The 24,716-nt window shown below is 48.7% G+C and carries 25 protein-coding genes; 2 read left to right on the forward strand and 23 right to left on the reverse strand.

Annotated features, from left to right (window positions below; all coding sequences use genetic code 11):
- The coding region (locus tag H3001_RS14670) for a TraM recognition domain-containing protein (RefSeq protein WP_246368623.1) at positions 1 to 1,004 on the forward strand (1,004 nt) is incomplete at its 5' end.
- Positions 1,005 to 1,279: 275 nt separating this feature from the next.
- Entirely contained in the window at positions 1,280 to 1,699 is a 420-nt protein-coding gene (locus H3001_RS14675) for a hypothetical protein (RefSeq protein WP_246368632.1), read from the forward strand.
- On the opposite strand, the gene H3001_RS14680 is transcribed toward H3001_RS14675, so the two are convergent.
- The 23 genes from H3001_RS14680 to H3001_RS14790 form a co-directional block, all read right to left on the reverse strand.
- Positions 1,693 to 3,000, reverse strand: coding sequence for a sigma-54-dependent transcriptional regulator (locus tag H3001_RS14680; protein WP_181215323.1), 1,308 nt, complete (start codon positions 2,998 to 3,000; stop codon positions 1,693 to 1,695). The genes H3001_RS14675 and H3001_RS14680 overlap by 7 nt on opposite strands.
- Complete coding sequence (locus tag H3001_RS14685; RefSeq protein ID WP_181215324.1) at positions 2,990 to 5,311, reverse strand: hybrid sensor histidine kinase/response regulator; 2,322 nt, start codon at positions 5,309 to 5,311, stop codon at positions 2,990 to 2,992. The genes H3001_RS14680 and H3001_RS14685 overlap by 11 nt, the downstream gene beginning before the upstream one ends.
- A 57-nt stretch (positions 5,312 to 5,368) precedes the next feature.
- Complete coding sequence (locus H3001_RS14690) at positions 5,369 to 5,737, reverse strand: hypothetical protein (RefSeq protein ID WP_181215325.1); 369 nt, start codon at positions 5,735 to 5,737, stop codon at positions 5,369 to 5,371.
- Positions 5,738 to 5,745: 8 nt separating this feature from the next.
- Positions 5,746 to 6,618, reverse strand: coding sequence for a translation initiation factor 2 (locus tag H3001_RS14695; protein ID WP_181215326.1), 873 nt, complete (start codon positions 6,616 to 6,618; stop codon positions 5,746 to 5,748).
- Between the two features lie 2 nt (positions 6,619 to 6,620).
- A complete protein-coding gene (locus tag H3001_RS14700; protein ID WP_181215327.1) occupies positions 6,621 to 7,355 on the reverse strand; it encodes a hypothetical protein in 735 nt (244 codons plus the stop codon).
- Between the two features lies 1 nt (position 7,356).
- A complete protein-coding gene (locus H3001_RS14705) occupies positions 7,357 to 8,229 on the reverse strand; it encodes a DUF5675 family protein (RefSeq protein ID WP_181215328.1) in 873 nt (290 codons plus the stop codon).
- Positions 8,222 to 8,953, reverse strand: coding sequence for a type VI secretion system tube protein TssD (gene tssD, locus H3001_RS14710; protein WP_181215329.1), 732 nt, complete (start codon positions 8,951 to 8,953; stop codon positions 8,222 to 8,224). Before tssD (H3001_RS14710) ends, H3001_RS14705 begins: the two co-directional genes overlap by 8 nt.
- Before the next feature lie 24 nt (positions 8,954 to 8,977).
- Positions 8,978 to 11,467 (reverse strand): type VI secretion system protein TssR, encoded by a 2,490-nt coding sequence (gene tssR, locus H3001_RS14715; protein WP_181215330.1) that lies wholly within the window; start codon positions 11,465 to 11,467, stop codon positions 8,978 to 8,980.
- Between the two features lie 6 nt (positions 11,468 to 11,473).
- A complete protein-coding gene (locus H3001_RS14720) occupies positions 11,474 to 12,379 on the reverse strand; it encodes a PKD domain-containing protein (RefSeq protein ID WP_181215331.1) in 906 nt (301 codons plus the stop codon).
- A gap of 5 nt (positions 12,380 to 12,384) precedes the next feature.
- Positions 12,385 to 12,894, reverse strand: a complete 510-nt coding sequence (locus H3001_RS14725; RefSeq protein WP_181215332.1) for a type VI secretion system transmembrane protein TssO — start codon at positions 12,892 to 12,894, stop codon at positions 12,385 to 12,387.
- A 12-nt stretch (positions 12,895 to 12,906) separates the two neighbouring features.
- Positions 12,907 to 13,407, reverse strand: a complete 501-nt coding sequence (locus H3001_RS14730; protein WP_181215333.1) for a type VI secretion system TssO — start codon at positions 13,405 to 13,407, stop codon at positions 12,907 to 12,909.
- A 22-nt stretch (positions 13,408 to 13,429) separates the two neighbouring features.
- Positions 13,430 to 14,392, reverse strand: a complete 963-nt coding sequence (locus tag H3001_RS14735) for a type VI secretion system baseplate subunit TssG (RefSeq protein WP_181215334.1) — start codon at positions 14,390 to 14,392, stop codon at positions 13,430 to 13,432.
- 20 nt (positions 14,393 to 14,412) lie between these two features.
- Positions 14,413 to 15,573 (reverse strand): hypothetical protein, encoded by a 1,161-nt coding sequence (locus H3001_RS14740; RefSeq protein ID WP_181215335.1) that lies wholly within the window; start codon positions 15,571 to 15,573, stop codon positions 14,413 to 14,415.
- A 12-nt stretch (positions 15,574 to 15,585) separates the two neighbouring features.
- The gene (locus H3001_RS14745) at positions 15,586 to 16,464 is read right to left on the reverse strand and encodes a TssN family type VI secretion system protein (protein WP_181215336.1); all 879 of its coding nucleotides are present in this window, start codon (positions 16,462 to 16,464) and stop codon (positions 15,586 to 15,588) included.
- A 12-nt stretch (positions 16,465 to 16,476) separates the two neighbouring features.
- A complete protein-coding gene (locus tag H3001_RS14750; protein ID WP_181215337.1) occupies positions 16,477 to 18,321 on the reverse strand; it encodes a type VI secretion system baseplate subunit TssF in 1,845 nt (614 codons plus the stop codon).
- 8 nt (positions 18,322 to 18,329) lie between these two features.
- Positions 18,330 to 18,779: a GPW/gp25 family protein gene (locus tag H3001_RS14755; RefSeq protein WP_246368633.1), complete on the reverse strand. Its 450-nt coding sequence runs from the start codon at positions 18,777 to 18,779 to the stop codon at positions 18,330 to 18,332.
- Positions 18,780 to 18,784: 5 nt separating this feature from the next.
- Positions 18,785 to 19,222 carry a type VI secretion system tube protein TssD gene (tssD, locus tag H3001_RS14760; RefSeq protein WP_181215339.1) on the reverse strand — a complete coding sequence of 146 codons (438 nt, stop codon included), beginning with the start codon at positions 19,220 to 19,222 and terminating at the stop codon, positions 18,785 to 18,787.
- Entirely contained in the window at positions 19,219 to 19,623 is a 405-nt protein-coding gene (gene tssD / locus H3001_RS14765; RefSeq protein ID WP_181215340.1) for a type VI secretion system tube protein TssD, read from the reverse strand. The genes tssD (H3001_RS14760) and tssD (H3001_RS14765) overlap by 4 nt, the downstream gene beginning before the upstream one ends.
- Positions 19,624 to 19,637: 14 nt before the next feature.
- On the reverse strand, positions 19,638 to 19,931 hold the full coding sequence (locus tag H3001_RS14770) for a hypothetical protein (protein WP_181215341.1): 294 nt from the start codon (positions 19,929 to 19,931) through the stop codon (positions 19,638 to 19,640).
- Positions 19,932 to 20,353: 422 nt separating this feature from the next.
- Positions 20,354 to 21,349 carry a hypothetical protein gene (locus H3001_RS14775; protein WP_181215342.1) on the reverse strand — a complete coding sequence of 332 codons (996 nt, stop codon included), beginning with the start codon at positions 21,347 to 21,349 and terminating at the stop codon, positions 20,354 to 20,356.
- Between the two features lie 6 nt (positions 21,350 to 21,355).
- Positions 21,356 to 21,772, reverse strand: coding sequence for a type VI secretion system tube protein TssD (tssD, locus tag H3001_RS14780; RefSeq protein WP_181215343.1), 417 nt, complete (start codon positions 21,770 to 21,772; stop codon positions 21,356 to 21,358).
- Positions 21,773 to 21,786: 14 nt separating this feature from the next.
- Positions 21,787 to 22,209 (reverse strand): type VI secretion system tube protein TssD, encoded by a 423-nt coding sequence (gene tssD / locus H3001_RS14785; protein ID WP_181215344.1) that lies wholly within the window; start codon positions 22,207 to 22,209, stop codon positions 21,787 to 21,789.
- A gap of 12 nt (positions 22,210 to 22,221) precedes the next feature.
- The gene (locus tag H3001_RS14790; protein ID WP_181215345.1) at positions 22,222 to 24,696 is read right to left on the reverse strand and encodes an ATP-dependent Clp protease ATP-binding subunit; all 2,475 of its coding nucleotides are present in this window, start codon (positions 24,694 to 24,696) and stop codon (positions 22,222 to 22,224) included.
- Positions 24,697 to 24,716 lie beyond the last annotated feature (20 nt).

Raw genomic sequence — 24,716 nt, forward strand, 5'->3', positions numbered from 1 at the left:
ATGATAAGGTGGAGAGCCGTGTACGGGGAGACCTGTATGCACGGTTCGGAGGCGAGTGCTTGGAAACCTACCATTGTAACAAATGGCAAGGCGCTGGGTGCTTAGCCTATGGCCAGATAGCTTCCGCAAAAATCCCCCTTACCCGAATGATTTCCCCGCAGCTCTACTGGGTCATGACAGGCAACGATTTCTCGCTGGACATCAACAATCCGAAGGAGCCTAAGATTCTTTGTGTGGGCAACAATCCGGACCGCCAGAACATCTATTCCGCCGCGCTCGGACTGTACAACTCCCGTATCGTGAAACTCATCAACAAGAAAGGGCAGCTCAAGAGCACGGTCATCATCGACGAGCTTCCCACCATCTATTTCCGGGGGCTTGACAATCTGATTGCGACGGCGCGTTCCAACAAGGTGGCGGTCTGCCTCGGTTTTCAGGATTTCTCCCAGCTTAACCGGGACTACGGTGAAAAAGAGTCCAAAGTCATCCAGAACACGGTAGGGAACGTGTTCAGCGGACAGGTGGTCGGCGAAACCGCCAAGACGCTTTCCGAACGTTTCGGCAAGGTTCTCCAGAAACGGCAGTCCGTTTCCATCAACCGGCAGGATGTATCCACCTCCATCAATACCCAGCTGGATGCCCTCATTCCGGCGTCCAAGATCTCCAACCTTTCACAAGGCACGTTTGTCGGTTCCGTGTCTGACAATTTCGGCGAGAAGATAGACCAGAAGATTTTCCATGCCGAGATAGTCGTGGATCATGCCAAAGTCAGTGCGGAAGAAAAGGCATACCGGAAAATCCCGATAATCAACGGCTTCCTGGACAAGGACGGGAACGACATCATGCTCCAGCAGATACAGCGCAATTACGATCAGATAAAGGCGGACGCGCAGGCCATCATCAACGAGGAGATGGAACGCATCAAAAGCGACCCCGGACTGTGCGAACGGCTGGGACTGAAGACGGAAGACGAGGAGGCAAACGAAGGGGATAAGGAAAATTAATCCGGAATCAGGACCGTTTATTCCAAAAAAAATTCCTACATTTGAACTGTGAAATAGAACATAACGGCGGACGGCTGGATGCTTTCCGCCGGTTATCATACATAGGTCGCAAGATGCCCTAAGCTGAAATCTGGTAAATTTCTAATTGTAAAGGCTATTGCGTGAGGCTTATGCTATACCTTATAGCATGAGCCCATGCGAGTTTTTACAATTGGGCTTTACCAGAGCCCCAGCTTAGAACCGCATGGGCGTCATGCTTTTTTAATGTCTGAGGTATGGCAAAGATCCAAGTCGTCATGGCTGTCACACTCGATGGCTTTCTTCCGCACAGGGAAGACCCGCTTCTGCGATGGATAAAGGAAAATAGCCGTTACGGGTTTCCGTATTGGCAGGAAAGAAACGCGCTGGAAATTTACCCCCACTATGGCATCATCGACCTGATGGACATGGCGGGAACAGACAAGGAGCTTGTCTGTTCCGTAGAGGTCTCGGATGATAAACGGGCGGAATATGCCGGCGGACTTTTCAGATACAACCTGGTCAATGAGATGGTCATCTACCTGCTACCCCTGACATACGGACAAGGAACAGGCTTTTCATGGGAGTTCCATCCTTGCCGGTGGAAACTGCATGCCGTCAAATCATTTTCCAACGGCGTTTGCAGGCTTGTTTACAGAAATCCGGACAGTTACTGAATATGGTCCAGACCGTATTTTCTCATTTTCTTGTATAAGGTCGGACGGCTGACTCCCAGACTTTCTGCCGCATGGCTGATGTTTCCGCCAAAATCTTCCAGTGCCTGCCTGACACGGTCGGCTTCGTTCCCGCTGAATTTCCGTACCGTTCCCTCCGGCGGCGTTATGGCATTTCCGGCCAGTCCCAGGTTCTCGCCCGACAGCAACGGGGTTTCCGCAAGCAGTACGGCGCGTTTGACACGGTTGCATAGTTCCCTCACATTCCCCGGCCATGAATAGGAGAGCAGAAGGGATTCCGCCTCTTTTGTAAAACCGAGCGTATCCAGTTTCATTTCCTCGGAATACCTTTCCCTGAAGAAAGCGGCCAGAGGAAGTATGTCTTCCGGACATTCGGCAAGCGAGGGCTGGGTTATCTCGAATTCCGCCAGGCGGTGATAGAGGTCTTCCCTGAAACGCCCTTCCCGTATGGCACGGTTCATATCCTCGTTGGTAGCAGCGAGAATGCGTACGTCGGCTTCCCTCAGTTCCCTGCTGCCGACAGGACTGTAGGTTCTTTCCTGCAAGACCCGGAGCAGCAGGATTTGCATTTCATAAGGCATGTTCCCTATTTCGTCAAGGAACAGCGTGCCTCCCCTGGCTGCCGCAAAATACCCTTCAACGGGCTTGTCCGCACCGGTAAACGCGCCTTTCACATGCCCGAAAAATTCCGATGCCGCCAGTTCCTTGGGCACACAGCCGCAATTGACGGCGACAAAAGGCTTGTCTCCGCGTCCGCTATTCCGGTGTATGGTCCGGGCGACGGATTCTTTTCCGCAACCGTTCGGACCGAGAATCATGACGGACAGGTCCGCACAGGCCACACGACGGGCAAGCCGGTCCGTTTTCTGTGCGGCGGGGCTTTGCCGTTCCAGTGTCCGCGCCTCTTTTCTCACGATGACCGGTTGCTGTAGCAGGTCGTGCAGAAGTTCCAGCAGGTGCTCTTCATTGACTGGTTTGGGCAGATAGTCCTTTGCGCCCAGTTTGATGGCCCGGACCGCATCGGATATGCTGCCATATCCGGTCATTATCACAAAGGGTATGCCCGCTCCGTGCTTTGTGCTCCATTCCAGCAGGCTGATTCCGTCCCCTTCCGGCAGGCGGACATCCGCCAGCACCAGTGCCACGTCATTCCCCCTGATCTTCTTCCGTGCAGAAGGCTCGTCCGTGGCCGTAACGGTATCGTATCCGGCTTTCTGTAACCACCTTTGCAGCATGTCGCACAGAATCAGGTTGTCTTCCACTATCAGTATTTTAGTTCCCATCGGTATCTCTGTTCAATTCGGTTTTCGCTTCTTCAATCAGTTCCTTTATTTCCCGCATCAGTTTTTTTGTATGTTCCCTCAGCGTCTCGTCATCCGCAGTCCGGTCATGCAGGATTTTACGGTAAGCTGACAGGATTCCGTCAGCTCCCAGAAGTTCCCATACCGGCATCATCCGGTGCACCACCTTCCTCATGGCGGCACGGTCGGCTGCGGGCAGGGCATCCTCCAGCTCGGAAAAATCCTTCTCGGATTCCTTCACGACCAGGCCGAACATATGCTGCCTGTCGTCCGTATTCTCCATCAGGCGGGCATAGTCGAATCTTGTCTGCCGGAACGGTCCGTCCGCTGTCACGGAGGAGATGAATGCCAGCAGCCCTTTCATCGGGAAGGGCTTGTGGAGGCAGCCGCAAAATCCTGACTGCTCATAGATGCCCGAGCCGCCGTCCCCGCGTGCTGTCATCACGGCCACAGGCACGGTGCGGGAGTTTCCTATATCGGAACTACGGAGCAGCTTCAACAGCCCGAAGCCGTCCGTACCGGGCATCTGCATGTCCGTCAGCACCAGATCGTAATCCGACTTGTAAAGGGCGTTCACCGCCTCCGCCGCATTCAGGCAGGTCGTACACTCCACCCCGTTGCGTCCGAGCATATCCTCGGCTATTTTCAGAAGGATGGAGTCGTCGTCCACCACCAGCACCTTCTTCGGAAGCACGCCGGACGGTTGCGAGATGCGGTCTTCCGTCGCCACCTCCTCCGATGTTTCCGGCAAGGGGAAGGAGAGTCGGAACACGCTTCCCTGACCGGGCTTGCTTTCCACTTCTATATTGCCGCCGAGTGCCTTCACCAGCCCCTTGGTAATGAACAGCCCCAGTCCGAACCCTTCCGAATTCACGTTCTGGGCGGCACGCTCGAACGGATGGAAGATCCGCTCCAGCGTCTGCTCGTCCATGCCTATCCCCGTATCTCTGACCTCCGCCCTCAGTCTCCCTTCCGAGTATTCGGTAAGGAAACGGACACTGCCCGAAGGGGTGAATTTGATGGCATTGGTCAGCAGGTTGTCCAGCACCTGCTCTATCTTGTCCGCATCGCCCTTGACCGTAACGGCCGTACATTTATGTGCAGCCTCGAACAGCAGGGCTTTGCCGTGGGCCTTTCTTGAATGGTTCTCTGCAATTCTCGCCAGCAGCTCGTCCAGACGGAAGGGGACTTCGTTCTTCGTGTCTTTGGCCTCGTTGATTTTATAGACGTCCATCAGGTCATTTACAAGGTGCAGGATATGGCGGCACGAATGGCGTATGTTTTCCAGATAGGCCTCCCGTTTTCTCTTCTCCCGGGTGTCCGAGGCGAGTTCCGCACAGTTGTTGATGTTGCCGAGCGGTCCGCGGATGTCGTGAGAGACCGTCAGGATGATTTTCTTGCGCATATCCAGCAGTTTTTCATTTTCTCGGATGATTTGCCTGAGCTGCAATTTCACCTTCCCCTCCTTCTTCAGGTCATGACGGATAATCAGGAACGATACCACCAGCAGGGCGATGGCGGCAACGGTTACGATGGTGAACAGATGGTATGACAGGTCCTGTGCCTGGGATATTTTTTCTTCCCTGCTTTTAAAGGCCTCCTGTGCCTGCCCGTCAAGGGCGGTGATGAAATCATACAGCTTCCGGTTCAGTTCCTTGTTCTGTAACCTCAGGCTCCGGGTATAGGTGTCAATCCGCCGTTCCCTGTCCTCCTGCATGGCAACCAGCTTCCCGTTCAGTGCCCTCAGTTCCTCATCCCGGTCTTGGGAAGGAACCTGCACCGTCTCTTTTTTGCCGAACCATCCGGCTATGCCCTTCTTTCTTCGGGTGACCGTCCGGGTACGCAGGGCCCTTTCCGTAACCACCGGAAGCCGGTTCGTCAGCAGGCTGTCCGCTTCTTCCTGGGCCATTACGGCTTCCATGATGTGCAGCAGGTGCTTCTCTTTCTCCTCAAGCAGGCCGCAAAGGGTGTCTATCTGCTCTGCATGAACAAAACTGCCGACATGCTGTTTCATATCCTGCAACAGGCTGTCTATGACCAGACGCCGGCTCTTGTATTCCTCGAAATCCTTCCGGTCCCATGCGATGACGGATTCCCCGTGCGTGGCAAGTTCCGCAATGCGGCTGTGGATTATGCTTACGCCATTACGGATTTTACGGACCTCTGCGGCTTCTGCCTCAATTTCCTTTGTCCGTTTCCTCTCATGCAGCAAAATGGCGGTCATGCTGCCGATAACCGCCACCAGTACCAGATATCCCAGAAGGATTTTGTTCTGTATCGACACTCTTAACATTCCAGTCTGTAATTCATTCAACTATTCCTTGTGATGCAACCCGAAGATTGCCTTTTCCTATACTCCGAATACCACCTCAATCTCCGTAACCCTTCCGTGTTCCCGGCGCACCTTCAGCATCCGTGCCGGGATTCCGTGGTTGAAGCAGCATTGGATGAATTCCATCCCGATGAATACGCCCGTGTCCGGATTTCCGGCTGCCTCCTTGTCCCTGTTGCGGAAGGTGACGCTCCCCCTCATGACTTCGTTTCTTCTCTTGCGGTATTGTGCCTCTTTCTGGAACATCATGTTTACTTCCCCTCTGATGATCTGCACCTGCTGTCCCCCGGCTTGCAGGAAGTCCAGATAATTGTCAAGCAGGTCTTCCGGGCATCCGCTTTGGGACAATGTTCCTTTTATTCCGTGCATCTGAATCTGATTTTCCATCGTTCTCCTTATTTGGATATGAATATGTTCTTGTCTTTTATGATAAGCGTGTCTTTCCCTCCGTTCTTTATCAGGCTCACGTTGTCCAGGTCAATGCGGCTGTTCGATATGGAGAAGTCCTGATGAATCGTATCGTTGTGCAGGAAATGGATGTCCTGTTTATACAGGTTCGGAATGGAATAGAACAGGGATATGATTCCCCCCGTGCAGCATATCATCAATACCGTGAAGGCAATAAACCAGCGCTGGTATTTTCTGTTATCCACCACCTTCACCTCAACAGGGGCGGGTTCTTCGCTGATTGTCACCTTTTTCTGATTCCAGACTACACGGCACCTCAGATTGGGGAATTCATGCAGACCTAACAGATCCGGTATCTGTTGCAGGAATTGCAGGTATTGCTTGGTTTCCATCTGCACTTCCAGCTCTACCGTTGCACGGATGACACTCCGCTTCATTATCTTGGGCTTACCCGATGCGCCTGCGGGCTTGGCTGCATTGACGGGACGGATGTCCGATGCGCCTGTGTCCACGCTCATGGCAAGCTCCATACTGGTGTTTCCCAGCGAGGGGGAGTCTGCCGGATGGCTTCCATAAGGGGACGAGTTTTCCGTTCCCTCATATTCCGCTATCAGGTCTGCTATTTCCCGCACCTCGGTCACCGTCACGTTCTTTGCCTCTGCATTCACAAAACTTTCCACTTTGGCCTTCACCCTGTCGGTCAAAAAGGCTTTTATCTTGTCTTCGCTTTTCTTATGGATAAGGTAGCTCGGATACTTCTTGGTGAAGCTCCGGGCTACGTTTTCCATATAATCCATTTTATAATTAAAATTATCATTAATAGACAAAAAGTAAACTGTAATTAATTTAAAGTAGTTCATATTTATTTCCCCATATTAGTTTCTATCCACCATTTTTTTTCTTCAAGTTCTCTGTATTTACATATGGATTCATTATCAAGATTAGAGTTGTAATATGCATTATACAAATTTTCCCAACCATTCTTTCGATATATTATATTTACAAACCATTCCCCAGCATCATTAAAACAATAAAAATCTTTTGGGGTTTCTGGTATAATAGCATCAGCCCAATTACATTTTTTTCTTCTTTTATTAGAAAATTCCCATTCTCCTATATATTCAAACAAATTACATTTTAATTCTACAATATTATTTATTGCTTTGTGTACAGTACCATTTTGCAGCATGAAAGCATGTTTAAAATGTCCTTTAAATATTCCACTATTTTTGTTTCCAAATTCTTTAAAAAAATAACTTCCTAAAACAAATCCATCAATATGAATTGATTCGTCTTTTTTTTGACAAAAAAGAACACTATCTATTAATATATTACCTTCAAATTGACAAACTATTGATAATCTTGTTCGACTAGCTCCTTTAATTCTATAATGATAATTTGATATTTTTTGAGCGTCATAAAATTTTATATCAATACGACTAAAATCATCACCTAAAAAACCTATCAAATCCAAATTGCAGAATAATGAGCACAAATTCTTGTTTAAAATATTCCTATTGTCAAAATTATCTTGAGAATAAATATTATAACAAGATAAATATATTATAACAATCAATATTATATTTAATCTTTTCATTCTACTTTCTAATATTTTCGGATATTACAACTTTAACATACTCGATTCCAACATCTTCAATAAAATCAATTATTTTATTAAAAGCATTAGCACTTCCTGTAACCTGACTATTATTTGAATTTTTTCCCGTTCCAGGAAGTAAACATCCTAAAGTATGTGCACCAGAATTACCTCTATGAATTAATATAGCTCTAGAAGCTGGAACATTTTCATTATATAATTTGGGAAATCCATTCTTTAAATACTTATCTTTATATTTTCCTTTATTATATTTTTTTGATACATGCCATTGTAAATTATATTCACCTACAGGAATACGTTGATCTAATCCTGAAACGGTAGTAGAATCCCCAATCGGCTCTAGTATATAACCTTTTATATCTGTTCCTTCAATAAAAAAGGTACTTATTGTTGCTTGATTTGCATGGGAACCTATTTTATATTCCCATTGTCGAATTACATGTAAATAATAATATTCAACTATTAATTTTGCTACTTCTGTTTTATAATAATATCCAAATCCGTCTGTAACACTACAGCAAATTCTTATATTAGATTTTTTTGACAAATCTACAAGTTGAACTATTTCTTTAATATCTATTTCTATAAAATTTTCCTTTTTCAAAAAATATAAAGGTTGTATTTCTTTTAATGTTTTTTCCAAGAATGATATTTGATTATTTTCTGTTTCAATATAAAATTTCAATTTTATATTATATATCCAAAACTTTTCTATATATAATCTAACGACTGAATTAAAAAATGTTTTCTCTATTTTTTCTCCATCTAAATTTGCCCAATATGCTTTAAAATAAAGCAAATCAAGTTCTGAACTTTGAACACTTCCGTTTAAATAACCTTTCGCCTTAATCATCTTCTTTATTTAGTTTAAGTCCTTTTATCACAACATTATTATTCACATCAACAGTACCAGATAATTTAATTATCGTACCATCTTCATACTCTATTTCAAACTTTACAGTTTCACCAGCATTCGCATTTTTGACTTTAGCGCATAAAGTTACTATTCCATTTTCTGGTAATTCTTCAATTCTACAACTTCCTTGCGCATCCATCCAATACACTTCCACTATTTCCGCTTGCTTTTCCTCCTTCGATTCTGATACAACCGACACCAATGGTTGCTGCGAAACTTCCGACACCTTCCATTCCTTCTCCCTCGCCTCCAGATTGTTCCTCTTGATAATCCCCGGCGACAGGTACGCGGTCATCACCATCGGAGAGTTCACGGCACTCATGCTTTCCTCTATCTTCACACAGAAGCAGTCCCAGAACCGGAAAATATCCACAACCTCCACCTCGTTGTAGATGAAATGGATTTCTCCGTAGTGCATGGCTCCTTCGTTCAGCCAGTCATAGAAGAACTGCTCGTCGCCGCTGCATTCGAACATGAGCGTGATCAGGTCTCCCTCAACCGGCAGGTTTTCCCGGTTTCCTGTTTGTTCGCAAACCTGGATATGGAGCTGTATGATCCGTCTCAGATTCGGATCGTCACAGTGCCGGACATGGCACCGGTAGCTGTAATAGAGTATCGGCACCTCTTTGCCCTTTATTTTCAATATTGCCTGATATATCATAATTGTAAAACTTCAGATAAACAATTAGGGTAACAGTTCACGGCTGATCCAGTAATAGGTCTGCCCGTTCGATTTGAACGACTTGCCGGCGGCTTCGTCCAGCATTTTCTTCTTTTCCTTGAAGTATTCAATCAGCATGTCCAGTTCCACATCCGTAATCATCTCTTTATCCTTCAGGTCCTTGACCCGATATACCTCAAAAAACGGATAGTCTGCCGGACAGGATGTGAACCGCTGCAAGGCCGCCGATATGGGCATTCTCAAAAAGTCTTTCCTTTTTACCTTGCAATACTTGCCCGTGTTGCGTTCGGACAGGAAATGCCGCACCAGTTTCCTCCGCACACGGCGGGTGGAGGCGTATTCCGGCACGTTCAGGCTGTCCGTCTTCACGCGCACGGTGGATTCTTCGTTATCTGTCCGTAAATAGTCGTCCGGACAGTCGCAGATGTCCGTTTTCGCCTGTTTTTTCTTCTTGACGGCTTCGTACTTATAGTCCACAATCAGCTTGGCGGGTTCCTCCACATATTTTCTCAGCCGTCTGAATTCCTCTTCGTTGGCAAGCAGGTAATAGTCCAGTGTCCGTGACACTGAGTCCGGCAGCACGACAGGCTGCGCGGGCAGGTTCCAGGCGGGTTCGATACCCGGAAGCACGGACACTATCGGTTGTACTCCTGACTGGCGGATATGGTAGTAGTCCGTCATTGTCGAGTCTGCCTTATACCGTTGTGTTCCCACTTCGTCAAATGCCCTTGCCAGGCTGTTGCCCAGCAGAGTGTTGTCAAACTTCACTTGCAGCAGCATGGAGTCCACGGCGGCGGTCAGCCCTTCCAGCTCCAGCGTCTGGTTCTTCTGTGGAAACACCAGCCATCCCTGTGTCATGCTCCGGTTGGGGAAGTCCAGGCAGTAGGTGTTATGGTTCACCTCCGCATATTCGTTTTCGTTCCTTACTTGTTCGGGATATACGACCAGTTCCCGTTTCTTCCTGCTGATGCGTGGTGCCGAGCAGTCTATCATGTTCCCTATTTGCAGCACGAAGTTGTTGAAGTTGTCCGGCTCTCCCCCGTAAAGCTGGAAGCCCAGCAGGCGGCAGTTGTTCTTCACCAGCTTGTTCACCAGAGTGGAGTCCGCCCATTCGCTGTTGAATCCCTTGTCGCCGATGACAACCAGTATGTTGGTCTCGTCCGGGCATTTGTTGAACTGTTCCGCCCCGATTCTGACACCCGACCAGCTACCGAACCTCCCGTACGTGGGTTTCAGTTGCTTGGCGTTACGTGCCTTGGCGGAAAGGAAGTCAAGCAGCTCCATGTAGTCGGGAGTCAGTTTGCAGATGGGGTCTGTCGGGCTGTCCGGCTCGTTGAAGGTCAGCACGGCGCCGAATCTGAAGGAAAAGCTCTCGTCATTCACCAGTTGCGACTGCAATCCCTGGATGGCGTTCACCACGGCAGGGAACTGCTCGATGGTCTTTTCTTTCCCTTCCAGCACAAACATGAGGTTTATTTTCTGCAAGTCCTTCTCTATCTTGTTCTTGAATGTGCCGTAATAGATCGGATTGCCGTTTACGTTCAGCACATAGCTTTCCTGTTTGTCAATGACCGGCATCGGGACTTGCGTCCTGAAGCACAGGCTCGTGTCATTGTCCTTGTAGGACAGTACCGGGCTGTACCGTATGGCAGGATGGTTTTCTGCGAGTTCCTGTTTCCGCTTCATGTCGTCGGCAGACAGCCGCAAGGTATCCTTCCGTTCCCTGTCCTTGAAGATGAGCGTGCTGTCCGGCAGCGAGGCTATGTCTATATGGAGCTGTTGCCCGGCGGCGGTCAGCAGCCGTCTGTCTATCCACCCGACAGCCGTCTGTCCTATGCTGTCCGCGTCAAGCTGAGGTCTGTTTGCCACGAGGACACATCCCTTGTCCTCCGAAGTTTTATAAGGGTACACTACACTGTAAAATGGAATTTTGCCTGCTTCCTGTGTCAGGTCGGTATTTTTGAACAGCTTTACGGAGTCGGTGGCAAAATATGCTTGCGGATCGGCCAGTGCCGTAGTGTCGTCCAGCATGACCACCTGCTTGTCCTTGAATCCCGTAACCACATCCGTTACCCCGCTCCGGGTCAGCAGCAGGTCGTCCTGGTTCATCCAGCCGCTATATTTGGCCTGTTTCCACTCTTTCAGCCTTCCGTTTTTCAGGATGGCGGGATCATATTGGATGAGCCTGAGCCAGTCTCCCTTGCGCTTGATGACCAGAAAGGCGTCCATATATTCTACGGCTTGCATTTCGTTCTTCCCGCTCGGACTCAGATAGCTTGTTCCCCTTTCCTTGGCGAATACAATCCACGGATTGTGCTTGAACAGCGACAGGCTGCGAGGTTCTTTCACACCTTCCACCGAATAGTTCCGCACGTATTCGCGGGGGACCTTTTTCACCCGTGTGAAACGGTGTACCGGTCCGCAGGCTGTCATACAGGCGATGCCCAAAATACATCCTGTCTTGAACAGAGGCGATATAAAGTTCTTTTTCATGACTCGTTACTTTTTAGATTCGGAAAAACGTTCGTGTTGTGTCACCATCAGTTGCATGACGCATTCGTTGTCCAGGTCATCGCCCATATCTACAGTCACTTCATCAATCAGGGTTTTCCCTCGTGCGATGATTTTCAGCCCCTGGCAGTAGGAATAGAAATCATTCTTTTTATTGTTGTTGACCGTAACGGCAATGTCCGGATTTCCGCAGAGGTATTTCTTCAGGATATAGTTGTAATGGGTATTGAAAGGCCTGCCGTCCACGATGGCCTGCAAATGCTCACGGATGTCGTTCCCGATAACGGCAAGCACGTCTGTGGAATCGTTTTCCGCATACTGTGGAAGGATTTCAATCGTGTGCCGCACCGGGTACTGCGTGTTTTCCGTGGTCAGCTGCACCTCATACGTGCCCGGTTCCGAATAGGCATAGAGCGGGTTCTGTTCCCGGGAATCGACGATTCCCGACTCGCCGAATTGCCAGCGCCATTCCTTGGAGGGACCGTACCCCTTGAATGATACGATTTCTCCTTGCAGGGCGGTTGCCGGAGCCTCCATTTTTACGAGCTGCTCACTCCCGTAAGCGTCCGCCTTCCGGCGCACTGTGATAATCTGTTTCTTCTCCAGCGAATGGTCCACTTGCAGACGCACCTGGTAGCGTCCCGGCTCTTTGAACACATATTGTCCGCTCCGCTCGCGGGAGACGTCCCCGTTGCCGAACTCCCATAGCCAGGAGTCTGCCCTGCGGGTACTGTCTGCATAATAGATGGCTTCTCCCACCTCCACTTCTATGGGGGTCAGCGTCATCCGCACGGTCCGGCTGGAGAAGAATATCCGGATCAGCACGGCTATAAGTATGCACAGCAGCATGGCTGCCGCCACAAACAGAATCTTTCTGGTATAAATCTTTCCCATATCGTTTATTTTTTAGTGCCTGAACGCAGGTCTTCCACCTTCTTCTGCAATCCGATTTCACATTCTTCCAGATTGGCTTTGAACAGTTGTATGTTTTGTTCGATGCTCCATAGCTGTTTTTTGTCCGACAGCCACATGGAGTAAAAGTCGGCTACGTGCATGAACAGCTTGTACCGTTTGTCCCAGCTGTTCCTCTCGTATGTGTTGCGCAGATTGTTTATCAGATAATGGATGTCGTCTTCTTCGTACTTGGCATGCACTCCCGGCTCGAAGGTCTCGATCTTGCGGAACAGGGAGTCTATGGCAAGCTGGCTGTCGGCCTGTTCCTGCTGGAAATCCTTGATGCGGTCCATCTTGATTTTCACGAACTCCTTCTGTTCAAACATCCTGAAATCCGAATTCCACATGAATATCGCCAGGCAGCACGCTACGGTTGTCACGAAAAAGAACAGGAATACATAAATATGCCCCATCAGGGTCTCCCGTTTGTTCAGTGTTTGTTTGTCCTCATTCATAGGTCGGTGATTTTATTTGTTTCTGTTGGTACCTGTATTCAGATTGCGCTGTGTCTTCCGGTTGTCCCGGATGCATTGCATCAGGTCTTTCTTTACCATCTCTTCCTGAATGCCGAGCAGGCGGATGGAGTCCTTCACCCCCATGAAAAGGTTGATGTTTCCCAGTAGTTGCCTGTAAAGCCTGCAATCCTTCTCATCCATGCTCTGGATGTATTTCAGCAGATTCATTTTCCGCTCGCTCACAACGCTTTGCAGTAGCACATCGTTTATCTGGGGCGAGGTGTTCATCAGTTTCATGTACTGATAGACCGAATCCACGCTGTTCGACAGTGCGATTTCTTTGGCATATACATAGTCATACTTCAATGTCTGTTCCGTAATCCGCTTCACCTCTGTACTGGAGGTTTTAAGGAAACAGGCAAAAATGGTCACGGCAAGAATGACGCAACCCGTCAGGTAACAGGAAAATCTCAAATAGGCTTTCCTTACTTCCGCATTGTTTCTCGGTTTCATATCCAATTGATGTTTTTATTGTTTACAAATAAGTGCTGATTCCCAAGTAGGCTCCTTGCTCCGTCGGGGTTCCCAGCTTGAACAGGGCGTCTTCCTGCTGTATGACATAGCGGACCTCTATTTCCTTGTCGGCAGGCAGGAACAGTTCCATCAGGGCGTTCAGTATCTGGCTGTCGGTGGTGTTGTCCAACAGGGTCTCCATCTTTTTGGCCGGCAGCGGACCGATTTCCAGCAGCATCCGGTAAGTGCCGTCTGCAAAACGGTTTCCCAGTACCATGTTGTCCCCCAGCAGGCATTCGCCCAGTTTGGGCATCATTTCCGGATCGGTCTCCACCACGCTTTTTCCTCCTTTCAGCAGACGGACGGGCACCCCGGTCAGCATACTCATGCACTCGCCTATTTTGGAGGGGCTGACGGTTATCTGCTCAATGTAGGCAAGCATGCGGATGAGCATGATTGCCAGATGCACAGGCAGCAGTTTCAGCACCGGCCACTGGTCGGAGAATATGCTCACGAAGTCCGGATGCACGTTCATCTCGTCGATGCGGCGCTCCTTGTTCTGGAAGGATACCAGCATATGGTCCAGCGCGATTTCAAAAGGCTTGAAAAAACGCCTGGCGTAGAACTCCTCGTCGCGGTGTACCCGGATTTCATCCAGAATCTGCTCCTTGGAAAGTTTGTCCGATTGGTGGAGGTTCTTATGGAAAATGCCTTCAGGCAGGGTATCGTAGATGCTCCGCCTGTTCACATAGAGATACAGGTAATCCTTCAGGTCGTAATGGGAATATTCCGAATGGGCGTCGTGGATGTCCTTCGAAAAGCAGCGCCGTATGTCTCCCAGCCGGGAAATCAGGGTGCGCTCCGCGTCATAGCCGCTTTCCTTCAGTCCGCTGGCCACCACTTCCGCCTTGAAGTCGGTGTCCGGCAAATTGAACGAATGGGAATGTTCGTCAAAACCTACTATCTTGTCTGTTTCTTCTGCCATGGCTTTTCGGGTATATGAGGTTAGTCCAATATATTCCAGCGTGACTCACTCGATTCCTTGGGCTGTCTGGAGCGTTCGGCTACCACGATGTTCTCCTTGTGCTTGCCGATATATTCCAGACGGCTCAGGGTCGTCCATAAGTCATTGAACAGGTACAGGAAACGTTCTGTTGTTATCATAAGCTGCCGGATACCGTGATGGTCGTACAGCAAGCCGCAGTTTTCCCGCAGCAGCCCTTCGTATGCTCCGGGGGTAATGCCGTTCCATTCATTGAAGTATTTCAGCAGTTCTTCTTTCTCTTCCTTGCTCATGAAGCTCAGGCACACGTGCAGGTGGTGCGCCAGGGTGGAGAATACGTTCAGGAACCGCAAGGGCGGATAATATTGCCCTTCATTGCGGAAGGAGAAATAGATGTCGGATATGTAAAGCATGATATGGCGGCACATCATGCCGATGTTGGTGGCAAGCGCCGTCTGTTTGTCCGCATTTTCCACCTTGGCGAGAATGTCGAACGAGGCTTTTTCTATGGAATCCACGAGCTGCCCGAACTTGGCATAATAGTTCTTCAGGTCCGGATGGCTGGACATGCTGGTGCATGGAGGTATGAAGTTGCCGTCCACCTCACAGCGGTTGCCGTTCTTGCGCAGGCGTCCGATCAGCAGGAAGTGCCTTCCCAGCTCGCCCCCGTCTGTTTGTCCTGTCGGCAGCACGCTCAACGCATATTTGGGCAATGCGTCGGGCTGCCGGGGACTTGATTCCTTTTCGTCCGGAATACCCGAAGGCCGGTGCTCGAACGGATCGGCCATCAGGATGACGTCCCACCGCATGTCCTTGTCCTCCGTTTCATCGGCGGAAATATGGAAACTGGCGGTCAGCTCGTCATTGTCTCCCGCATCATAATCAATCAGATAGCCTCCCGAAGTGATGGCATGGCACCGCTTCAGGCGGACTTCCAGAGTCCCCGTGACAAGTTCCGTGATACTGAAGTCGCCGGAAACGGACTCACCCTTCCTGAAAGGCAGGAGTCCGTAGTTGGTGCGGTTGAGATGATAAGACTGGTATTCGCACAGCCTGTCTGTAAAGTGATTTTCCTGCTGGACAAAGTGCTCCTTCTTGACCGGCATGCCGTCCGCCCAGTTCACAAGCGGATAGCCGCCTCTTTTATTTTGATTTCCTGTCATAATATTGCTTTTTTAATATTCCCTATGCTTTACTAGTTCATTTGCCACGCGTTTGGCGATAATCACGTCATGCATCTTCAGCTTGTTCTCCGCAAGCGTGCATTCCGGGTCGATATAGAATCTCTTCCTGAAAAAGGAGGACTTGGTGTAGAACACCCATTCATAGTATGCTCCCCCTTCGTTTTGATAGACGATGGGCGAAGAGGGCGATTTGAGGTTGCAGTCGTCTATCATACGCTGGAACCACTGTCCGAAAATGACGTCATCGGATGCCTTGCCGGTAATGCGTTCCGACACCGGGTCATCCACTCTGCGGAATATATCCACGTCTATGACAATGCTCCGTTCACGGTTGATATACAGGGTTTCGGAATCATACTCTTCCGAGTATTTCCATACCTTGTAGATTTCCACGGGAATGTCGAAATAGCTTTTTACCGTCTGTGTGTATAGAAGGGGAAACACGAAAGGCAGTATGCACGTCGAGGCCCATATCCCGTACTCAAGCTCGTTGCAGAGGTTGAATACCACCGAAAAAAGTCCGGCTCCCACCAGCATGGCTGTGACTGTCAGCAGGCACTGCATACCGAAGGACGGCGCCCCGTTGCTTGAAGAAAACACCTTGAGCAGGATGCGCCGGTTGTAATGTCCGGCAGTCCAGTACAGGACAACCAGCAGGATATAGATATAGGGCATGAAATTGTAGTCCATGAATCCGGACAGGCCGGGCAGGGCAAGTACAATGCCGCACAGAAGCAGATAGACAATCAGTTTCTTGTTATTCAGCAGTCTGTTCTTCCGTGCGATGAAATAGGCCGCTACTCCGAAAATCACGGTAAGCAGGGGCATCAGAAGATAAGATGAGATAAGATGTTGCGTAACTGGGTTCATAGGTTATAGTGTTTATGCTTTATCGTATTCGATGAATATCCTGTAATTGAAGGTGTCCGGTGAGCTGGCCGAAAGCCGGGTTCTCAGATTGTCCTTCATCTGTTTCTCCTGCGACGGTTCATCCAGTTTTTCCCTGAGAATCAGATGGACCTCCTTGGTCCGAATCAGTCCTTCGCTGGGCATAGGGCTGATTTCCACTCCATTCCTGATTTCCGTGCGCACTAGCAGTTCGCCGAGTTCCTTTTTGCAGAAACTGGCAATGTCATTCTGCGTCAGTATCCGCCCGTGGGAAATGAAGCCATATTTGTATATGTCTATGCGTTCCCTGTTCTTGGGGGCCTGCTTGCCGCCGTAGGTGGTGCTGACAAGCGCGAGTGCCTTCGCGTCCAGATAGGTGGTGGAGTTGGGGGACAGGTCCACGCCGGCTTGTATCCGGTTCCCCGTCTCGCAGTTGGTGGTCCAGTATTTGACGGTGATCTGTCCTTTGCCGGACAGTTGGTCTATCATCAGATAATAGGGTGTTTCTCTGAACTCGTTCATGTTGTCGGCTGTCTGTTTCATCTGTGCCATCAGTTGCTCCATCTGGCTGGCAAGCGCCTGTAGTTTGATACTCGGAACGGAACCGAACGCGTGAGTCTCGTCATCCAGAAGGTCCAGCAGATAACACAGCAGTTCCTGGGCAGACCGGGAGTCAAACCGCTCACACCCTCCTTTACGGATGGAATACGTGCCATGACCCGTCTTGGAATTTCCGTCCGGATACAGCAGTTCATGATAGCTTTTCCCCTCCGAGTCTTTCACGCTGTGTACGGACAGCAGGGACTCATGGCTCTCCGTCCGCAACGGAATCACCCTGAAAGTGTCTTCAAGGGAGGTCACCTGCTCGTGCAGCAGCTTGTTCTCGACCGGCACGATGTTCGTTCCCGCATGAAGCTCATCCATGACCTCCGCTGTGAAATGGGCGGGAAAGTGTACCTTCATCCACACCAGCCTGTCCTGCATCTTTTCCCGCACGGCATCCTTGAAACAGAGATACAGCTCTTCAGGCAATGTCTCCTTGAACGAATCGTCAATCGGGAAAGCCTGCCGGACTCTCAGGAAATGCCTGTTGTAGATTTCCATGACTTCCTTGTCTATAATGGACATCACGTCGTAGTTCTGGAAAAACGCGCGGATGGGGTTCTCCTCTACATGTTCCCTTTCATAAATTCCCCGCTGCATGATGACCTGTTCTCCCTTTACGGACCATTCCGTGCAGGGAAGCAGGAACAGGTATTCATAGCTTTCAGTAAGGTTCGGGAAATCAAGATAGAAAGAGAAATCTCTGAGGTCGTTGATGGAATCGTCCACGGCCATGCCGAGCCATACGGTACGCGGGGACATCCTGCGTTCCGTACGGGCAATCATGGTTTTCTCCAGGGTATGGTCTATCCGATACAGGATGTCATTGCAGACCATATACCTGATGTCGGCCTTATGCAGCAGCGTGTCACACGCCGGATAGAACGAAATGCTTCCTGTCGGCAGCTTCCGGCTCAGTGAGTCGCTTTCATAATACATGCCCGATTCCCGGGTGATCAGATAAACGGGCTCGACGGGAGAAGCGTGTACGATGCCGTGTGCGGGGAAGGGGGAGGTCAGGATGCCCGGTGTCAATATCCGGGCGGTCTTTTCCAACAGCCTTGTCTCGATGGCCGTAAAATCTTCTCCCAGCATATACATTTCATTCGCCAGAGCCTCCAGCAGGAGCTTGACGACCGGGTCAAAGTTTTCGGCCTTCTTGATTCCCCAGAAAGTCGCGGCATATTTCAGCATACGGTTTCTGATCTGTTCCTTGTTATATTTTTCTGTGCTCATACGCTTTGTTATCTGGTTGAAATGGGACCTAAATAAATCACATAGTAGAAGCAGCGCTTCTCCCCTGTGTGCACTAAACTGCCATATACATATACCTGCACCCTTTTTTTTACGGTCGGAGCGCCGGACACGTTGTCCTGTCGGGTCATGTCATCTATGGCTACCCGCACATATACGTTCGCAAGACGCTTTTCGTACCGGGCGATTGCCTTCGTGATGTATTCCGAGAATTGTCCTTCCCAGCGGGTGTGGGAGACAATGCTCTCAAAGTCAAGGTAGAATATCTCACAGCCGAACTCCTTGTCAAAGGTGTGTTCTCCGGGAGCCGTGCTGATTAGCAGCTCGATGAACTGGTCTATCGAATCAATCTCGCTGCACGATGCGAGACGGTTGTTTCCCGCATCTTCGTTCAGCAGGGCCTCGAAATCCAGAGGCAGTTTGCAAAATCTTGTTTCCATATCCGTCAGTGCCATTCGTTTTCAAATTCCTCGTTCGTAAATTTCAGTGTTCTTGCGGCAAACAGCAGGACGATGCTGCACTCGTGGGTGGTGCGGTCAATTCTTCGCCGGAAACGGATGCAGTTCCCGTCCGTAAACCGCAGGGCGAACGTGGCCTGCTGGTCGGGTTCGTCTTTCCGGTAAATCCGCAGGTCTCCGTCCTCATACACTCTGTATGCGGCCCATCTCAGCAGTCCGTCCCCCGGCATCCCGGTAAGCCTACAGGTGACAAAGCCGCCGTACGCCTCACCTTCCGGTAGTCCGTTGCGGTCGGTACCGCGCTCGAATCTCAGGTCAAACTCCTCTACCTCGTATGTCTCGTGACATACGGTCAGCCGCATCACGTACCGGTCATCCGATGTGGTGGAGTCTTTTCGCTTGAACAAAGAGGTAAACCAGCTCATGATTTCAAGTTTAAGTGACACGAATCCCCGACTTCCATTTCCCTGAAATGGATGGATAGCGAAGTCCGGCTTTCTTTTACTGTCGAATGCACGTCGAGTTCAAGGCATTGTGCGCCTCTGAAACGGATAACTTCCTTGGGCGCACCGCTCAGGCCGGAAGTGTTCATCACCTCCCCGTCTTTCAGGATGCTTGAGTTGAACATCCATTCCAGCAGCTCTTCCGTAGGGAATCCCGCAATGCTTGCCCGCATCCTGCCTCCGTGTGTATTGCCGCTTGCTTGCCCGTTCGTACGGGCCTGTTTCTCGAAGTCATACTCATAGCTCAGCAGGTCGTATGCCTGCACTTCCTCATGCTCCGAAGGTTCGGCGGTCCAGAACTTGATATACGATTGTGCACTCATATCCTTATGTTTTTTTATTCTTCTTCACTCGTCAGATTGGTTGGCAGCATGGCGGTCAGGGTCCGTTCCTCGTTCATGCGTGACTCCACGAACAGCACCGTGTCCTGGCTGTCCAGATGCTTGCGCACATAGGCACGCAGGTAGGCTTTGAATGCCTGCACCTTCGTCCGGTATTCCTCTAAGGGGAGGGCGAAGATGTCTTGCGTCCCGACCCGTTCCAATCCGTATTTCTCCAGTTCTTCTTCAAATGACTTCTTTGATTGGGCATTGGAGATTGTATAAATGATTATAATTTTATATTGTTTCATAATAAATATACTTAATTAGTTTATTATAAACATATTTTTAAAATGAATCATACAGAAATAAAAAGTAAAAATTACACCAATCGTCAATAATATAAAAAATACATTTTTGGATTGTCTAATATTTTCTTTGTAAACACTTCGTGCCTTTCTTACTTTCATCTCGTTCTCAAAAAGACATGCGTTAATCATATATAAAACTAATATGAATATTATATGAAAAATTGGATGAGAAATATATTTTAATATTCTAGAATCAAATACGCTATTTATCAAACAACTTAACACACCATATAACATATAAATAATTAAAGTAAACATTCCTACAGAGTAAATTTTATTATCCTCCGCATTTTTACTGAATTTATCATAAATAAAGTAAATCGTAAAATACCAATACTTATACCAATTCATATTATTCTGTTTTATTTGCCCATAATCCATGGAGCCATCATTACCCCATTTTCATCTACTTGATTCATATACATTTCATATAGATTTTTGGAACAATCCTTAAAAAGTCCCTCCCATCCATTAGGATAATATTCATCTACAATCGTATATGTTGTTGAAATTATAGCGCCTGGTAATGATATTAGACCAATACCTGTAAAAAAACCGTTTACGAGACACTCTGTTATAGATATATTGCCCTTATAATAATCATAACAATCATAAGCAACCCCCAACACGCTAGAAACAATCCCAAACTTTTTTATATATTTAAAACTATTCTCCACAAACTTTCCTGAAATTGGTCCTATACTATATCCAGGTAAAGCAGGTTTATAAATAGGTCCATCAGAATAATAAATAGGTCTAAGAGGATGAATCCTTTCTACAACAGGATTTAGACCTATTTCTGCTATCCCTGCAACAAGTCCAGCATTCGTATTATAATCATCAAAATCTTTGAATACACCTAATATATCTGTAGACTCTTTAGATACATTGTTTATCATTTCTTCACTACCATATACTATTGTTTTATAATATGATTCATTATTCTCTTTGTTATGAATACAAACACTAACTCTATAAGAGTCAGAAGTCTCATTTATTTGAACATATATATTGTGTTTATTAGGGTCTGATGAAACAGTAATCTTATCCATACCTAATTTAAAGGTTACAGTTCCATCGCCATTATCTTTCTTTATATGGTTGATAATATCTTCAGGAGAATAATCCATGCTCCTAAATATAGCTTGAGGAGAAGTATCCCAAATTTGTTTCCTAATAGGGTGACTCATCCAAGTATTCCACTGTATCCTATTATTTTCAATAAGAGGCATCTGCACTGGTGAATAATAAGGAAAAGTATATCCTTTCCCTTTGACAAAACCAGTGTAAGGCAATCCCATGTTTTGCAAAAAAAGATATTCTTCAATTGATATTATTTGATTTGTTTCATATCGCATAATTTCTTATTTTACCCACCGATTATCAAATTCAATACCATTCACGCTTACACTCTCTGGAGATAGAATCAGAGTTGTTGACAATCCTTGTCCCAAAGCCTCTATAACCCGTCTCAGACTGACACAGTACGTATTTGTAAACGCCACCTCAAATATCACCCCGGACGTACCGGTCTTGAACAGCACCGACCCGTTCTTCTTTACCCACGGCTTGATGGCCCATCCGTAGATATTGTTTTTCACCGTTTGCGAAAGGGTAATCATGATTCGCCCTCCGCGCACTTCTCCTTCCGGTTGGTTCTTGTTTCCGTCAACAGGCTGGTGGAAACCTATCTTGAACTGTGCTACCTCATATTCGTCGCCGTCAACGCAGAATGTTACATTCACGTTGCTGTCCACTTGTGGAAAATTAAAGAGTCCCATAACATTTTCTTTTTTTAGAGTACCCACTGGTTTTCAAATTCCTCCGTGCCGAACATCAGTTTCTGCGCCTGCACGGTCAGCTTGGTCGCAATATAGCCCTTGCCCTGCCGGATATAGCTGATTTCCATATCCACGCAGGTCGCTTTCTCGAAGAGTATCTTTTCAAGTGCGGAGCCTTGGTTGTCATGCACGACGATGGCGCCGCTCTGGTATTTGCGCGCGTCCAGCATCCACTGGATCATGTCCCGGTTGGGCAGGTTGGGATAGGTCACATAAAAGGTTCCTCCCTTGACTTCCGTCTGTACCTGCCCCTTGACATCTATTCCTTGGGCGAACCCGAACTCACAGCCTGTCAGTTGGTAGCTGTCCTTGTACATATCTGTCAGCGAAGTGGCTGCCTGATTGCCGATTTTTAAGAATACTGTATATCCAAACATAGTGCGTTCGATTTATGGGTGAATATTCAAGGTTAATTCATTCCGTTCGTCCAGACCGACCTCCAGTGTCTTTCCCTGGCACAGCTCCTCCCTGATGATAAGCCGCGAAATGGGTCTGCGCAGATAGTTGCGGATTACCCCGGCAACCTGGCGGGCGCCGTATTTGGGGGTAAATCCCTTATGGGCAAGCATCTTTCTGGCGTCGTCATTGATGGTTATGCCGATACCCTGCTTGTCCAGCAGTTTCCTGACCCCGTCAAACTGTATGTCGAATATTTTCAACAGAATATCCTCGCTGATGGGGGAGAACGGAACGATTTCCGACAGGCGTGCCAGGAATTCCGGACGGAAATACTGGCCCATCACCTCCATTATCTGGTTCGTGGTGGGCACATTACCCGCCTCCAGCTGTTTCGTCAGCCACTCGCTTCCCACATTCGAGGTGAACAGGACAATCGAGTTCGAGAAATCCCCTTCCTTTCCCAACCGGTCATGCAGTTTTCCCTCGTCCATGACTTGCAGGAATATGTCATATACGGACGGATGTGCCTTCTCTATCTCGTCAAACAGCACGACGGCATAAGGCTGCTGGCGTATCTTGTTGACCAGCATGCCGCCTTCCTCATAGCCCACGTATCCCGGAGGCGCACCATACAGCAGGGCGGCCGAATGTTCTTCCTTGAACTCCGACATGTCAAACCGTATCATGGACTTCTCGTCGTTGAACAGCGTTTCTGCCAGTGCCTTGGCAAGTTCGGTCTTTCCGGTTCCGGTAGGTCCCAGCAGGAAGAAGGAGCCGATCGGTTGCCCCGGCTTGTTCATGCCGCTGCGGGATTCCAGAATGGCGTCTGTCAATGTCTTCAGGGCGCGGTCTTGCCCCACGACCCTACGCCGCAGATAGTCTTCCATATTGAGCAGGCGCTCTTTCTCCTGCGACTGTATTTTGCCGATAGGGATGCCTGTCTTGCTGGCGACAACGGCGGCTACCTCATACACTTCCACCTCCTCTATCTTCTTTTCGGCAAACCGCAGGATGGCATTCAATGCGTTTCTCAGATAAGCGGCCAGTTCCTCATGCTTCTGCAATTCATGGACATCCGCCTCGTCAGGTATGACACCCAGCAGGATGGGGCTTAGCTTGTTGTGCATCAGGAATATCAGGTCCCTCAGCTCTTCCTCCTTCTTTACCGTCTCCTTTTCCTCCCGCTCGATTTCGTCCAGTCGGGCAATAAGGGCTTTCGCATCGCTCTTTCCTGTCTCGTTCACCATCTTGATGGCGGAGAGTGTCATGTCCAGCAGCCCGATGGCGGAATCCGGCAAACGGCGGTCCTTCACATATCGTTTGGCAAGGCGGACGCATTCGGCTACCGCCTCCTCGCTGATTCTTACCTGATGGTAGTCCACATATTGTTTCTGTACGGAATGTAGCATCTGGATGGCGGACTTCATGTCCGGCTCATTGATTTGCACCACTTCGAAACGACGGTTGAACGCATGGTCCGGTTCGATTATCTTGCGGTATTCGTCAATGGTCGTGGCGCCTATCACGGTCAGGTTGCCATGCGACAGTTCGGGCTTCAGCACATTCCCGGCACCCGAATTTCCCTGCCTGCTGTCCAGCAGCACATGGATTTCATCGACAAACAGGATGGCATTGTCTATGGCGCGAAGCTCTTTCAGGATGTTTTTCAGGCGGTCCTCGATTTCTCCTTTGTATGTTGCCCCGGCTATGAGCGAGGCGTTATCCAGTTCGAACACACGGGCTCCTTCCAAGAAGGACGGCACTTTATGGTTTACGATATCCCATGCAAGCCCGTAGACCAGAGCCGTCTTTCCGACCCCGGCATCTCCTACAATCAGCACGTTGGACTTGCTGCGGCTGCCTAATATCTCCATGACCATGCGGTTTTCGCGGTCGCGGTTGATTACCGGATGCAGCCTGTTCTCCGCTGCGGCGGTAAGGTCCATGCAGTATTTGGATAAGAAGGAAGAAGAACCGGATGCCGGAACGTGGCTTTCTTCGGCCAAAGCTGGGGAACAGCTTGCCGGCTCATTATTATATATGGAACGGATGTCCTTTTCCAGTATGGGAAAGGACCTGAGCTGGTCGCTCGAAAAGGCGATTCCCGGCTTTGCAAGGGCTGCCAGCACGCATATCGGACTGATGTCGAACAGGCCGAATTCTATACGCACGTCATCGGCGGCACGGAACACGCAGTCAATCTTTTCCGAGGGCTTGATCTCGGACAGTTGGGTGGATTTCGGGAATTGCTCGATATGGACATCCGCCCACTCCTCAAGATACCCCAGATCCTTACCTATACTTGACAAAAAATCTCTAAGCCCCACTTCCTTGTGAAGTAGAGCCTTCAGCAGATGCGAAGGTGTATAATACTCGTTCGCATTTTCACGGGCCACTGCCAGTGCTATGTTAAGCGCAATTTTTACAGAATCATCAAGATTAATGAAACCAACTCCTGTATCCATAATCAATCGAATTTTAAAAA

Source organism: Phocaeicola faecicola, assembly GCF_013618865.1.
Taxonomy (GTDB): Bacteria; Bacteroidota; Bacteroidia; order Bacteroidales; family Bacteroidaceae; genus Phocaeicola; species Phocaeicola faecicola.